10 protein-coding genes and 1 riboswitch are annotated in these 14331 nt (G+C 51.7%); of the genes, 6 read left to right on the forward strand and 4 right to left on the reverse strand.

The genetic code is table 11. From position 1 onward, the window contains the following. The first annotated feature begins 67 nt into the window (after positions 1-67). The gene (gene guaA, locus NSS83_RS23060) at positions 68-1606 is read left to right on the forward strand and encodes a glutamine-hydrolyzing GMP synthase (protein WP_341182686.1); all 1539 of its coding nucleotides are present in this window, start codon (positions 68-70) and stop codon (positions 1604-1606) included. Between the two features lie 118 nt (positions 1607-1724). On the opposite strand, the gene NSS83_RS23065 is transcribed toward guaA, so the two are convergent. The 4 genes from NSS83_RS23065 to rsgA form a co-directional block, all read right to left on the reverse strand. Further along, positions 1725-2234, reverse strand: a complete 510-nt coding sequence (locus NSS83_RS23065) for a DUF3278 domain-containing protein (RefSeq protein WP_341182685.1) — start codon at positions 2232-2234, stop codon at positions 1725-1727. Further along, entirely contained in the window at positions 2224-2427 is a 204-nt protein-coding gene (locus NSS83_RS23070; protein WP_341182684.1) for a helix-turn-helix transcriptional regulator, read from the reverse strand. The genes NSS83_RS23065 and NSS83_RS23070 overlap by 11 nt, the downstream gene beginning before the upstream one ends. 150 nt (positions 2428-2577) lie before the next feature. Beyond that, positions 2578-3585 carry an aminoglycoside phosphotransferase family protein gene (locus NSS83_RS23075; RefSeq protein WP_341346552.1) on the reverse strand — a complete coding sequence of 336 codons (1008 nt, stop codon included), beginning with the start codon at positions 3583-3585 and terminating at the stop codon, positions 2578-2580. Beyond that, positions 3582-4655, reverse strand: coding sequence for a ribosome small subunit-dependent GTPase A (gene rsgA, locus NSS83_RS23080; RefSeq protein ID WP_341346553.1), 1074 nt, complete (start codon positions 4653-4655; stop codon positions 3582-3584). Before rsgA ends, NSS83_RS23075 begins: the two co-directional genes overlap by 4 nt. A 538-nt stretch (positions 4656-5193) precedes the next feature. Next, a riboswitch (purine riboswitch) is annotated at positions 5194-5293 on the forward strand. A gap of 128 nt (positions 5294-5421) precedes the next feature. Here rsgA and NSS83_RS23085 point away from each other — a divergent pair. The 5 genes from NSS83_RS23085 (at position 5422) to NSS83_RS23105 (ending at position 14280) form a co-directional block, all read left to right on the forward strand. Next, a complete protein-coding gene (locus NSS83_RS23085) occupies positions 5422-6822 on the forward strand; it encodes an NCS2 family permease (protein ID WP_341182681.1) in 1401 nt (466 codons plus the stop codon). A gap of 157 nt (positions 6823-6979) precedes the next feature. Continuing rightward, positions 6980-8980: a hypothetical protein gene (locus tag NSS83_RS23090; RefSeq protein WP_341346554.1), complete on the forward strand. Its 2001-nt coding sequence runs from the start codon at positions 6980-6982 to the stop codon at positions 8978-8980. Then, on the forward strand, positions 8977-12813 hold the full coding sequence (locus NSS83_RS23095) for a glycosyltransferase family 39 protein (RefSeq protein ID WP_341182679.1): 3837 nt from the start codon (positions 8977-8979) through the stop codon (positions 12811-12813). The genes NSS83_RS23090 and NSS83_RS23095 overlap by 4 nt, the downstream gene beginning before the upstream one ends. Before the next feature lie 95 nt (positions 12814-12908). Beyond that, positions 12909-13886, forward strand: coding sequence for a glycosyltransferase family 2 protein (locus tag NSS83_RS23100; RefSeq protein WP_341182678.1), 978 nt, complete (start codon positions 12909-12911; stop codon positions 13884-13886). Further along, positions 13876-14280 carry a GtrA family protein gene (locus tag NSS83_RS23105; RefSeq protein WP_036696898.1) on the forward strand — a complete coding sequence of 135 codons (405 nt, stop codon included), beginning with the start codon at positions 13876-13878 and terminating at the stop codon, positions 14278-14280. The genes NSS83_RS23100 and NSS83_RS23105 overlap by 11 nt, the downstream gene beginning before the upstream one ends. The last annotated feature ends 51 nt before the right edge of the window (positions 14281-14331 follow it).

The raw sequence follows: 14331 nt of genomic DNA on the forward strand, positions 1-14331 counted from the left end.
CCCCATTTCCTTGACGCTGAGAATTAACCATGAGTATAATGAATCCAATAATCAAGGGAGGCAAGTAATGAACAAGCCAAATGAAATAATCGTTGTTCTGGATTTCGGGGGACAGTATAACCAGCTTATCGCGCGCAGAATTCGTGACCTGGGGGTATACAGCGAGCTTCTGCCCTACAATACACCGATGGAGAAGATTAAGGCCTTATCGCCCAAAGGGATTGTATTCTCAGGCGGGCCAAGCAGTGTCTATGCGGAGAATGCACCACATGTAGACCCGGCGATTTACGAGCTCGGGCTGCCGATCTTCGGTATCTGCTATGGGATGCAACTGATGGCACAGCAGCAGGGAGGCAAGGTGGAACGCTCCGCCAAGCGCGAGTACGGCAAAGCAGATGTGGAATTCGCACCCAGCTCCGTGCTGGCAGCGGGCCTTGAGAGCAAGCAGACGGTATGGATGAGCCACGGCGACCATGTAGTGGAGCTTCCGGAGGGCTTTAAGCTGGATGCCGGTACAGAGAGTGCGCCGATTGCAGCCATGAGCAATGATGCACGCAAATTCTTCGCCGTTCAGTTCCATCCTGAGGTACGCCACTCCGTGAAGGGGAATGAGATGATCTCGAACTTCCTGTACGAGGTCTGCGGCTGCGAGGGCAAATGGACAATGGAGTCGTTCATCGAGGATGCTGTGAAGGACATCCGTGATAAAGTCGGCGACAAGAAGGTGCTCTGCGCACTCAGCGGCGGCGTGGATTCCTCTGTTGTGGCGATGCTGATTCACCGGGCGATCGGCGACCAGCTGACTTGTATGTTCATCGACCACGGCCTTCTGCGCAAAGGTGAAGCGGAGAGCGTCATGGAGACTTTTGTCGGCAAGTTCGATATCCATGTTGTCAAAATCGACGCCCGCGACCGCTTCCTCGGCAAGCTGGCCGGTGTCTCCGATCCCGAACAGAAACGTAAAATCATCGGCAATGAGTTCATCTACTGCTTCGACGAAGAATCGGCCAAGCTGGGTGACTTCGCGTTCCTGGCCCAAGGTACACTGTATACCGACATCGTAGAGAGCGGTACGGCAACTGCACAGACCATCAAGTCGCACCACAATGTGGGCGGGCTGCCGGAAGATATGAAATTCAGTCTGATCGAACCGCTGAACACCCTCTTTAAGGATGAAGTCCGTAAGCTGGGCGAAGAGCTGGGCATGCCGCATGCGATCGTATGGCGTCAGCCTTTCCCGGGTCCGGGTCTGGCAATTCGTGTGCTGGGCGAAGTGACCGAAGAGAAGCTGACCATCGTCCGCGATTCCGACTATATTCTGCGTGAAGAGATTGCCAAGGCGGGTCTCGACCGCGAGATCTGGCAGTATTTCACTGCACTTCCTAACATGAAAAGCGTTGGCGTAATGGGTGACGAGCGTACGTATTCCTACACCGTCGGCATTCGTGCGGTAACCTCCATCGACGGCATGACCGCTGACTGGGCACGTATCCCTTGGGATGTACTGGAGAAAATCTCCGTGCGCATCGTCAACGAAGTCGACAACGTGAACCGCATCGTCTACGACATTACCTCCAAGCCGCCAGCGACTATTGAGTGGGAATAGACATAGGTTAAAATTAAAACTCTCTTCTACCGGCAGGCTTCTGCCAATAGAAGAGAGTTTTTTGTCGGATACGGTACCGTCCTTTAAAAAATCATCAAAGCTGTTCCCGCTTGTATTTCTATACGATTTTTTTAATATTTCTCTTTTGAAGAAAATATGTAATGATGCCAAAGGCAGCGCCTGCAGTACACCAGATCAGAATGTTGAACAAGCGGATGTCAATCTTATCACCAGCTAACGCCGGGAACAGGAACTCCATCAGGACGAACATAGTAATGCCCCACTGGGCACCGGCCAAGAAAAACTTTTTCTTCAATGCTTTAATGATTTGTTCATAATCTGCATCGGTGTCATATTCCGTTTCGGCAACTCCGGTTTTGCGGAGCCGGATCAGGATGTAGTACGCTACGAACTGCTGAACAATGAACAGAGCCATAGTTCCGAACGTGAAGGTGTGGTTGAGGGTATCAATAATTAAGCTGATGAGCATCAGACCGGATGTCAGATACAAGGCTTGCATGCAGGCAACGGCAAGAATCCGGTGGATCTCTGCCCGCTGATACTCATCTCTTTCCTCCGAATATCCAATAAATGGCTTCAACATTCTCTTCTCTATTTTACTCAGCATTACTATTTACCTCCCAGAAAAGTGTATTTAAATCAGAGTTCAGGGCCTTGGCCAGCTTAACGCATAAATCCAATGAAGGATTATACTTGTCATTCTCAATCAGATTGACCGTCTGCCGGGCAACTCCGACCTCCTTCGACAGAGCAAGCTGCGACATACCGGAGCGTTTTCTGTATTCGGCAACCCTGTTCATATCGATTCCTCCTTGAAAAAAAGTCGCATATATATGACTAATCGTTTGTTCATCATACTCTCCATAAGTTTATGTGTCAAATATATATGACAAGAAAGAACTCCAAAACCCTATATTAGGCTTTGGAGTTCTTCCCGCTTAGGCGGACAGCTACAAGCTCTTCAATTCATAAATCTTCTCTAGCGTACGAAGATTCTCCGCCTTCCCGTCATCCTCCTCCGTATGGAGATACCCTTCCACCATCCGGTATCCGAATACGAGCAGGATGAATTCGTAGACGCAGTGGCCGGCAAGCGGGGCAATCTCTCCCGCATATTCTGCGAAGCCCCGGTAATAAGCAGGGACACACCGCTGGTAGTATTCAACCATGTGATCAAGATCCGCCTCATCCGCAATCAGGCTGGCGATGTCCTCGCCGAGGTAGCCCCAGCCCGAGGTATCCCAATCAATCAGCGCGATGGTCCCGCCGGTATAGATGATGTTGGTTACCCAGAAGTCCCGGTGGCACAGTACGAGGGGCAACTTTTCAATCCGGGCAAAAATATCGTCCGACTGCTCGTCGATGTCGATGAGCATTTGCCGGATATGCTGCGGGAAGTCACATTCCTCCGAACGGATATAGTCGTAGACGAGCGGCCAGGACCGGTAATGCAGATAGGTGTTCTTCATGAGATCCGCATGGCTCAGGTTGGTCAGACTCTGCAGCACTTCAGGCTGCGCTGCGTATAATTTGCCTTGATAGCGTCCCAGCTCCAGTGCCGCCTGTTCATACATATCACCGGTCAGCTCCAGGCCGGAGATGCCATCCATATATTCCAGCCATAACCTCATTTCATCCCCGGCTTCATTCATCTCAGCGTGATAACACACCGGCCAGCGGAAGGATTCCGTGAAGGTTGCACCGAGTGGCGAAGCGTAGAGGTCATATTCCCGCCGCCAGGAATGCGGATCATCGTATCGTTCCCATTTCTTCTGGATTTTCAGCACAATACGGTACGGCAGCTGCTCTCCGTCAGCCGTTTCGGCTGTTCCGGTAACCAGCTGCACATCCCCCAAGGTCCCGCCATGTAGCTGTAACGTCTGGTAGTCAGCAGCTGTAATCGTTGTTTTGAAAAGCGCACTTAGTGCAGTATATAACGCTTCAGTTGGAATCTTCATTTTTTTCGTCCTCCGTTTTTCTTCATTTGCTTGCGCTGCATAGCAGCTGACTGATTGCGGGCATCCTTGCCCCTGAGATAGTTAGTTCTGTTCTGCACGAATTGGTTCTCCTGCTGCTGGGCCATGTAACGCTCCCAGCGTTCACGCGGCAAGGAACCGTCCGCAAGAGCGGCAAGAACGGCGCAGCCCGGCTCGGCCTCATGGCGGCAATCCTTGAACCGGCATGCGGAGAACCGTTCCTCCACATCACTGAAGCCGGCAGAGATGCCTTCGTCAGCGCTGAATAATCCAAGCTCACGCATCCCTGGGGTATCGATTACCATTGCGCCCGAGGGGAGCATGAATAGTTGACGGTGTGTAGTTGTATGCCGTCCCCGGCTGTCTTCCTCCCGGATGGCACTGACCTTCATCACATCCCGTTCCATCAGGGCGTTGAGCAGTGAAGATTTTCCGACCCCGGACATACCGAGGAAGACGACAGTCGAACCTGGCTTAAGATAGACATCAAGCTCATTCAGCCCGTGACCGTTATGACTGGACACTGCATGCACCGGCACATCCGGCATGCTCTGCTGGACTTCTGCCAGCGGGCGGCTCCAGTCTCCAGTAAGGTCTGCCTTCGTCAGAATGACCACTGGCTGGCCCCCGCTCTGCCTGGCCTGGGTCAGATAACGCATCATACGGGTGACATTGAAATCCCAGTTCAGGGAGGACAGAATAAATACATAGTCAAAGTTGGTGGCCACGACCTGCTCCAGAATAGTTTTGGTATAACCGGCGGCATGACCCGAATAATTCGCCCGCGAGAACTTGGAGCGGCGGGGGAGCAGCGTAACGATGAGTGAATCTCCGCTCCCATTCGGGAGAAGCAGGACGAAATCACCGACAGACGGGAAGTCCTCCCGGGTTTCTGCACTGTGATAGAAGGTGCCTTTGAGCACAGCCGTTACCTCGCCCTGTGCGGTTATAACGGTAAACCGCTCCCGCTGGAGCTCTGTAATTCTTCCGGGCAATAGTCCTGAAGGAATTTCCTCTATTTCTGTATATCCATAGGTTTTTAGATCAATCATGATTTTGGGTTTAGCTCCTTTTAAAGTTGTTTTGTGGACGCAAAAATGCCGCGGAACAGCAGCCTCAAGAAGAAGCTGCTGATCTGCGGCATCAGGATGCAAAGAAGATACGACCTTCATCGTATCCCGCAAACAGCAATATTCACGAAAGGTTACTTGGGATGGCATACCAAATAATACGGGCTTTGCCCGCCTTTTTAAGAAGCATGCCTGCTATGCAGTTCTAAACTGAAACCACCATATAAGTAGTAGCCAATTCAAACATCCCCTTTCGGATAAGGAACTTGTAGGAAAATTGATTGCTTATCGCTAAGCTCATTCAGGTTAACATATGTTGGCGCGCTAATCCATGTAGAGATTAATTATAATTAATTTAGTAAGGACCTCTCCGCATTTAGGCTGCAATGTTTGGGGAATTCTCTCTGAACCAAGCGGGATTTGTCATAAAAATGTTCAATTTACGAACATTTATGTAAACCTGACGGGCAATGTTCGTATTTACCATTGACAAGGCATGTCATCTCCCCCTAAAATGATAAAGCGCTACAGCAAATATATTCGTATAATTCCGGGGATCGGCCCGGAAGTCTCTACGAGGTCACCGTAATGACCTGGCTACGATTAAGAAGAGCAGCTTGTTCTGGGATGACCGGCAATGGTCCGGGATTTCGGGCAGCGATCTCTTTTTTCGGGCCGGTGTCTTCCCAGATGCCGGCTTTCTGTGTTGCTGTATTGGCACAACATACAACCTTAGGGGGAGAACCATTTGAACCGCTTTTTCAAACTGAAAGAGAACGGCACCACAGTACGTACAGAGATCATGGCCGGTATAACCACGTTTATGGCAATGGCTTATATTCTGTCGGTTAATCCAAGCACTCTGACTGCCTTCGGCCGCATTGATATGGGCTGGTATTCCGTATTCCTTGCGACGGCGCTGGCAGCCGGTATTTTCACCATTGCCATGGGGGTATTCATTAACTTCCCGGTCGCTCTGGCACCTGGTATGGGCCTTAACGCATATTTCGCTTCCGTAGTCTTATCCTCTGCCACCACTGAACATGAGTTCACCTGGCAGATGGGTCTTACCGCCGTATTTATCTCCGGGATTATCTTCATCCTCCTGACCATTACCCGGGTCCGGCAAATTCTGCTCACTGCCATTCCTGACAGCCTGAAGCATGCGATCACTGTAGGTATAGGGATGTTCATCACCATTATCGGCTTGAAGAACAGCGGACTGATGACTATCGGCGTCGAAGCCGGAAGTGATATCGCCGCTAACAAATTTACAGATGTACTTTCTTTTGAAACTGTAATTCATATGGGCAGCCTGGAGAACACCAATGTCCAGCTCGTGATTATCGGACTGCTGCTGATCTCTATTCTGATGGTATTGCGCGTTCGCGGTGCTATTCTGTTCGGAATTCTCGGAACTACCGTGGCTGCAATCCTCATGGGTGCTGTAGATTTCAGTTCACTGAGCAATCCGCAGACGCCATGGGTGCCTGACTTCACACAGCTGAACTTCTGGGAATTCGACTGGGAAGGTATTATGCACACCGGTATCGTATCGGCGATTGCCACCTTTACCTTCGTAGAATTGTTTGATACCTTCGGTACGCTGGTAGGTACTGCTGAACGTGCCGGAATCATGAAGAACCCTGAAGAGGGCAAAAAGCGTGTCGGAAATGCCATGTTCGTAGATGCGGTAGCTGTTGCGGGCGGTGCGATGCTGGGTACTTCCACCACTACCGCTTACGTTGAGAGTGCAGCCGGTGTAGCTGAAGGCGGACGTACGGGTCTGACTGCAGTAACTACAGGGATCTGCTTCCTGCTTGCCCTGTTCCTGGCTCCGGTAGTCGCACTGATCCCTGGTCCGGCCACAGCAGCAGCGCTGATTATTGTTGGTGTACTCATGGCTCAATCGATCCGTGACATTGACTTCCAGGACATGGTACTGGCAATTCCGGCCTTCCTGACCTTCGTAATCATGCCGTTTACGTATAACATTGCCAACGGAATTTCATTCGGGATTGTTACTTATGTTATTCTGGCTTGTGTTGCGAATATCGCCGGCAAGAAGAAATATGATATCCACTGGATGATGTGGGTGCTGGCGGTGCTGATCATTCTGCGTTATGTTCTGATCGGCAGCCAAGGCTAATAAGCTCCACGGATTCTGACTTCCAATCTGCGGTCTCTTCATTATATGAAGAGGCCGTTTTCTTTTTTGTTCTTGTAAGGGGCACGCGCCCGGGAGAAGCTGGGCTTTACCCTTTTCATTAACCAATATTTAGATTATATTGTTGAAGAGGTGATAAATGGTGTCCGGTGTATTCAATCGAGTGTACAAGTCCTTCCGTAGCCAGCCCTGGCCAGTGCTGCTGTTCCTGCTTGGGGCAATGGTCCGTATTCTATACATAACTTCTATTCCACCGGGACTGAATCAGGACGAAGCCTCTATCGGCTATGATGCCTATGCCATATTGCACTACGGAATGGACCGGAATGGTGTTCATCTGCCGATTCATTTAATCGCCTGGGGCAGCGGGCAGAATGCGCTCTATGCCTACTTGTCCATGCCGTTCATTCTGTTGTTCGGACTAACGCCGTTGTCTGTACGGGCGGTTAGCCTGATCATGGGACTACTGGGTATGCTGTTTTTCTATCTCATTATGAAAAGACTGTCGGTCTCGCCTGGGGCCGGAACAGCTGCTATGTTCTTTATCGCCATTAATCCGTGGCATATTATGATGTCCAGGTGGGCGCTGGAATCGAATCTGTTTCCTACGATGATTTTGATAGCCGTATACTTTCTGCTGCGCGCCTTTACGAATTCAAGGTGGCTGTATGCCTTTACCGGTATGCTGGCTCTCTCGCTGTATGCTTATGGAACAGCGTATTTTTTCGTCCCGCTATTTGCACTCGGTACGGCAATTCTTCTATTATATAGCAAGGTCCTGCGGCCCCGTGCCTTGGCCTGGAATTTTATATGGTTTGCGGCACTGGCGCTGCCTATATTACTATTTATTATCATTAACCGTTACGCCATGCAGGATATAGCTACTCCGCTGTTCACGATTCCGAAGCTTACGACGCCGCGCGTGGAGGAGATTTCATCCGTATTCGGCGGCAGGCTGTGGCAGGCCGCTGCGGATAACCTTAGTGCCTTCAGCAAGCTGATGTGGAGCGGGAGGGACGGTTTGCCCTGGAACTCCATCTCTCCTTACGGGTATGCGTACCCGCTTGCGTTGCCTTTTGCCCTGCTCGGTCTGATCGTTCTCCTGCATTCCTGGTGGACAAGCCGGCGGGAGAGGGAGAGCGCCGGCAGGGGAGCCGTGCTGCTCTGGTTCCTGGTGGCGGTGCTTATGGCGCTGATTACAACTGTGAATATTAACCGGATTAATATTATTTTTTATCCGTTCATTATGCTGGTAAGCACCGGATTCGTCTGGCTGGCAGGCAGAGTCAAAGGCGCAGCCATCCTGGCGGTGGCCGGATTCGCCGTGATGTTTATTTTATTCTCCAACACGTATTTCCGCGATTTCCCTGAACAAATCGGCCCAGCCTTTTATGAATCTTTGGGGGAGGCTGTCGGATATGCTTCCGAACACAGTACTGGTGAAGTCTATCTTACGAATCAGGTGAATATGCCTTATATTTATGTACTGTTCTATGAGCAAATCAATCCGCATGATTTCCTGAAGTCCGTTCAGTATGCCAATCCGGGAGAAGCCTTTCAGCGGGTATCTTCCTTTGGAAGATACAGGTTTGAGGATTTGAACAGGGTGCCTGCGAATACCGCATATATCTATGCGAATACTGCTGTGCCGCCTGCGGCAAGTGCCGGATCTAGAGTGAAGCGTTTTGCCAACTATAGCGTACTGCTCACCAGTGAACAGACAGACTGGTCTCAAGACACACCTAAGACTGCTGCAGGCGAGTTTGTGAATGGCGGATTTGAGGAAGGGACAATGGGGTGGACCTTCTCTGCTGGTACGGGAGTGGCCGGCAACAACCCCTTCGCCGGGAGTAAGCTGGCATATCTGGATCCCGGAGCGGAGACCATCGTATCGCAGACTTTTACCGCCACAGCCGGTGAGTACAGACTGACCGTTATGTCCAGTAGCGGAGGCAGCGGCGGGAAGATCGGCATTCGGGCAGCCGGTAAGGTGCTTGCCGAGACAGAGCTGCCTGCGGCGGAAGCCTATCAACAGGTCACACTTCCTGCGGTCACTCTGGAGCAGGGGATACAGGCAGAAGTATACATAACCGGCGGTAATGGCTGGATTAACATTGACGAGGTGAGGGTAGAACGATGACCAAGAATGTACGTGCAGCGGCAACCGTTATATTAATGCTCTTCTTATTTATTCTTCCTGTAACAAGCATTTATGCCGAAAGGAATCTATTGCAGAACCCGGGCTTTGAAGAAGGGGAAGAGGGGGCCCCGGCAGGCTGGAGCAAGGACATGTGGATTGCCGGAGATGCGGCAGGCTCCATATCCGTTCAGTCCGAAGAGGTTCATTCCGGCAGCAAAGCGGCGGTTATCGAGAACCTGGAGCCTAATCACCTGAAGTGGGTGCAGACCGTTACCGTTGTGCCGGATAGCTACTACAGAATCTCTGGATATGTCAAAATAGCCAGCATCGCAGGCGGGGGAATCGGGGCCAACATCTTCCCGGTAGGCATTGGGGGCGGTTACCCCGCTACCAGCGACACCGGCGGTGAATGGCAGCGTCTGGAGTTCATCGGCCAGACCGGCAAGGAGCAGACCGAGATCGGAATCGGCGCTGCGCTCGGCGGCTATGCTAATCTGGTTCAGGGCAAGGCCTATTTCGATGATCTGTCCGTAGAGAAGCTGGATACAGTGCCGGAGGGATCGAATATAATTTCGCTGGACAGCGGAGCCCAGGCTCCCCCGGCAGATGCGGATGGAGGAAGCAAGCCGGAGGAAGTGCCGCATAAGGTATCTCCGGCCAAGCTGCTGCTGCTCTCTGGAGCTTTCTGCCTGTTCTTTGCTTTTCTATACACAAGAGCCTTCCGCAGTGAGCGTCTGCTGAGACAGGAGGATGTAATCTACACCCGCTGGCTGTACGTTTTGTTCGGGGCGGCATTCATCCTGCGGATCTGGATCGGCCTTACGGCCCAGGGCTACAAGAATGATATGAACACCTTCATGGCCTGGGGCCAGCGCCTGACTGACCTTGGACCGGGCAAATTCTATGAGGAAGGTTATTTCGCTGATTACCCGCCGGGGTACTTATATGTGCTATACCTGCTGAGCCTGCTGCGCGGATTGTTTAATTTTGCGGGCGGATCAGGTGCCGAGACGGTTCTCTTCAAGCTGCCTGCGATGCTCTCTGATTTGGTGCTTGGCTGGATTATCTATAAGAGCGCGCGTACAAGGCTCGGCTCCGGGCTGGCTATGGGACTAATGATGCTGTTCCTGTTCAATCCGGCTGTGCTGATGGACTCGGCAGCCTGGGGGCAGGCGGATTCCTTTTTCCTCATCTTCCTGCTGCTCAGTATAATGGGGGTTGTTGATAAGCGCTTTGTACGTGCGGCGGTCTTCTTTGCCGTCGCTACATTGATCAAGCCGCAGGCGCTGATCTTCACACCTGTGCTGCTGCTTGCCTTCTACCATCACCGGGCCTGGAAGCAGCTTGCGCTGGGCGCCCTGTACGGACTGGGGATTTTTCTTGTCCTCGCAGCCCCGTTCTTCTGGAACAACGGCGGGTTTGCAGGCTTGATTAACCTTTACAAAAGCACACTGTCCTCCTATCCGTATTCCACAGTGAATGCATTCAACCTGTATGCCTTGACCGATCCGATGTGGTCGGCGCTGGACGTGACCTGGCTCGGCATCCCTTACCGTATCTGGGGCTTTATTTTCATCCTGGTAGCAGTTGCACTTGCAGCGTATTATTCCTTCAATACCAAGGACCGCAAGGATCTCTCCAAGTCCTACTTCATCGCTATGGTGCTGATCACGATTGTCTTCGTATTCGGTACCAAAATGCATGAGCGTTACTTGTATCCGGTACTGATCCTGTCCTTATTCGCCTTCATGGAGAGCCGGGACCGGCGGTTCCTGACCCTGTTCCTCGGGTTCTCTCTGACCCAGTACATCAATGTTGGTTATACGCTGGCGTACCTGAATACCGGCGGAAATCCGCCGGCTGACGGCATTGTGCTGGTTACAGCTATTACCACTATCATTCTTGCGATATATCTGCTCTATATTGGATACGATGTATATATCCGCCGAACTGCGAAGCTTTTACCTGAGCCGGTTACCCCTAAGGAGGCGTACGCAGCAGATCTGCTGCTTGCAGAAGGCATCAAGCCGCTTGCCCCTGCTGAGCGGCGTTCTCCGCTGAAGCTGAAGCGCAGAGACTGGATCTGGATGCTCGGCATCACCGCGTTGTACGGAGCGCTTGCCCTCTATCATCTGGGTGATAACAAGGCACCTGAGACTCTGTGGGAGCCGGCGGCCAGCGGTGAGAGCTTCTATGTGGATCTGGGGCAGGCCCGTCAGCTGGAGCGGGTTAATGTCTTCGGTGGTGTCGGGACCGGGAAGTTTCAGCTGGAATTCAGCCAGACCCCTGATAATTGGAGCAACCCGCTTGAGGTAAGCGAGGATGTCGGCAATGTCTTCATCTGGAAAAGCCAGCCGCTTAACGTATCCGCAAGATATGTTAAGCTCTCGGTTACGTCTCCAGGCTTCACTCTTAACGAGATGGCCTTCTATGAGCAGGGGGCACCGAAGGTCCCTCTGACCATAGCAAGCGTAACACCTGATTCGGGAGCAGCTAAAAGAGGAGCGCCGGCCAATCTGTTCGATGAGCAGTCCGTCATACCGGAGAACTCTAATTTCATGAACAGTACGTATTTTGATGAGATCTATCATGCCCGTACGGCTTATGAGCATTATCATAATATTGTTCCTTATGAGAATACGCACCCGCCGCTTGGCAAGCTGCTGATCGGGCTAGGAATGGAGCTGTTCGGCGTCAATCCGTTCGGGTGGCGGATCATAGGCACCTTGTTCGGGATTGCGATGCTGCCGCTGATCTATATCATGGCCATGCGCTTGTTCCGTAAGACTACCTATGCGGCACTGGCAACAGGATTGTTCGCTCTGGACTTCATGCATTTCACCCAGACGCGGATATCAACCATCGATGTGTACGGTGTATTCTTCATTATGCTGATGTTCTATTTCATGCAGCGGTATTTCACGATGAATTTCTACCGGGTGCCGCTGCGGACAACGCTTGTTCCGCTGTTCTGGTCAGGACTGTTCTTCGGTATCGGGGTTGCTTCGAAGTGGATCGTGATTTACGGAGGCGCGGGGCTTGCTATTATGCTTGCGCTGGTACTTTTTGAACGCTACAGAGAATACAAGGCTGCCGGACGTCTGCTGGCTGAAGGCAAGCTGGGCGGACAGGAACTCAAAGCCGCCTGCAGGACCGCAGATCAGTTCTTCTGGAAGAATACAGTGATCACCTTGGTTAGCTGTATAGGATTCTTCATTGTTATTCCGGGTATCGTATATAGTTTGTCCTTCATTCCTTCACTGTCTGCATCAGCAGAGGGCTTCACCGTTAAGGGCCTGATTGATGCCCAGAAGAATATGTACAACTATCACAGCCAGCTTGTAGCAACACATCCGTTCGCCTCCTCCTGGTGGGAGTGGCCGTTCATGAAGCGTCCCGTGTGGTTCTTCAGCGGCGGCGAAGGCTTACCCGCAGGCAAAACGAGCAGCATAGTTACCATGGGCAATCCGCTGATCTGGTGGACAGGAATCTTCGCAATGCTGGCCGCCGTATGGTTCACTGTGAAGCGCCGGGACAAGAACCTGTATATGATCTGGATCGCCTTCTTCTCACAATATGTTCCCTGGATGCTTGTGCCGCGTGAGACGTTCCTGTACCATTACTTTGCGATGGTGCCGTTTATGATTCTATCCATTGTGTACATCCTGAAGCTGCTTGACAGCAGGTTCCAGGGTGCCAGATATTTGCGGTACGCCTATGTTGCGGCTGCCGCCATCCTGTTTGTAATGTTCTATCCGGTCTTATCCGGCATGCAGGTGAACAGCAGTTATATCATTCAAGTACTTCGCTGGTTCCCTTCCTGGGTATTCTAGGAGGGGAGCTGTAAGAGCCCATAGTTGTTGAAAGCTGATGTTGAAGAGGCGCATCAAAGAAGCTGTGGCTTACAATAAATTTAGGAGGAACCCTTGTGAAGGCCAGATATAGTGTAATTGTGCCCATGTATAATGAGGAGGAAGTCATTCAGGTAACCTACGAGCGGCTCAAAAAAGTAATGGATGAGTGCGGGGATACCTATGAGCTTGTGTTCGTCAATGACGGCAGCCGGGACCGTACGGCTGAGATTATGCGCGGAATCAGTAATAGGGATGAGCATGTCAAGCTGATTGACTTCTCCCGTAACTTCGGCCACCAGGTGGCGATTACGGCGGGCATGGATTATGCTGAAGGTCAGGCTGTCGTGGTGATTGACGCAGATCTCCAGGACCCGCCGGAGGTCATTCTGCAGATGATCGCCAAGTGGAAGGAAGGCTATGAGGTAGTCTATGCCAAGCGGCTGAAGCGCCACGGAGAGACTTTTTTCAAGAAGGTTACGGCCAAAATCTTTTACCGTCTGCTCAGCAGCATGACCAGTGTGGAGATTCCCACAGATACCGGGGATTTCCGGCTGATCGACCGCAAGGTCTGCGATGTGCTGCGCGGTCTGAAGGAGAAGAACCGTTATGTACGGGGGCTGGTGAGCTGGGTCGGCTTCCGGCAGACCATGGTGGAATATGTGCGGGAGGAACGCTACGCCGGGGAGACGAAATATCCGCTCAAAAAAATGATCCGCTTTGCGCTCGACGGAATCACCTCCTTCTCGCATAAGCCGCTCAAAATCGCCTCCTATATCGGCTTCTTCCTGTCCTTCTCCAGCTTCATCTACCTGTTCCTGGTCTTATTCCAGAAGGTCTTCACCTCCTGGACCGTGCCGGGCTGGGCGTCCATTGTCGGGGTGAACCTGTTGTTTAACGGCATTGTGCTGATGCTGCTGGGCGTCATTGGGGAATACATCGGACGGATCTATGACGAATCAAAGGATAGACCGCTCTATATCGTGCGCGAGACCAGAGGCTACCCGGATACAGAGTCTGAAGACACCCGGAAGGAAAGCGATTATGCAAGATAAGGCTTGGCGCGCAGGCATGATCCAGTTTCTGAAATTTAATGCGGTGGGCCTGCTTAACACATTCATAGATTTTGCGGTATTTACCCTGCTGCATTCCCTGGGGATGCTTAACACCCCTGCACAGATTATTTCCTATAGCGCCGGGACGGCCAACAGCTTTTTCTGGAATAAGAAGGTGACCTTTAAGGGAAGGGACAGAGGCGGGAATGGCGGCTTTGACCGGATGCAGCTGGTGAGATTTATTGTGCTGAATCTGCTGGTGCTGGGCATTTCGGTGCTGTTGATTCATCTTCTGACTGACCGGCTGGGGATACAGGTGCTCCTGGCCAAGGTGCTGGTTACCTTCATAACAGTGATCATTAATTTCTTTGGAAGCCGGAAATGGGTATTCTAAAGAGACAGTATATCTTCCCCGTATTCTGCGGCGGGAGTACTTATTCTATAT

It is taken from the genome of Paenibacillus sp. FSL H3-0469 (genome assembly GCF_038051945.1).
Classification (GTDB): domain Bacteria; phylum Bacillota; class Bacilli; order Paenibacillales; family Paenibacillaceae; genus Paenibacillus_AQ.

Coding starts and splice junctions, on each gene's coding strand:
- NSS83_RS23090 (WP_341346554.1), top strand. CDS start 6,980: ATGGTGTCCGGTGTATTCAATCGAGTGTACAAGTCCTTCCGTAGCCAG.
- NSS83_RS23095 (WP_341182679.1), top strand. CDS start 8,977: ATGACCAAGAATGTACGTGCAGCGGCAACCGTTATATTAATGCTCTTC.
- rsgA (WP_341346553.1), bottom strand. CDS start 4,655: ATGATTGATCTAAAAACCTATGGATATACAGAAATAGAGGAAATTCCT.
- NSS83_RS23105 (WP_036696898.1), top strand. CDS start 13,876: ATGCAAGATAAGGCTTGGCGCGCAGGCATGATCCAGTTTCTGAAATTT.
- guaA (WP_341182686.1), top strand. CDS start 68: ATGAACAAGCCAAATGAAATAATCGTTGTTCTGGATTTCGGGGGACAG.
- NSS83_RS23065 (WP_341182685.1), bottom strand. CDS start 2,234: ATGCTGAGTAAAATAGAGAAGAGAATGTTGAAGCCATTTATTGGATAT.
- NSS83_RS23070 (WP_341182684.1), bottom strand. CDS start 2,427: ATGAACAGGGTTGCCGAATACAGAAAACGCTCCGGTATGTCGCAGCTT.
- NSS83_RS23075 (WP_341346552.1), bottom strand. CDS start 3,585: ATGAAGATTCCAACTGAAGCGTTATATACTGCACTAAGTGCGCTTTTC.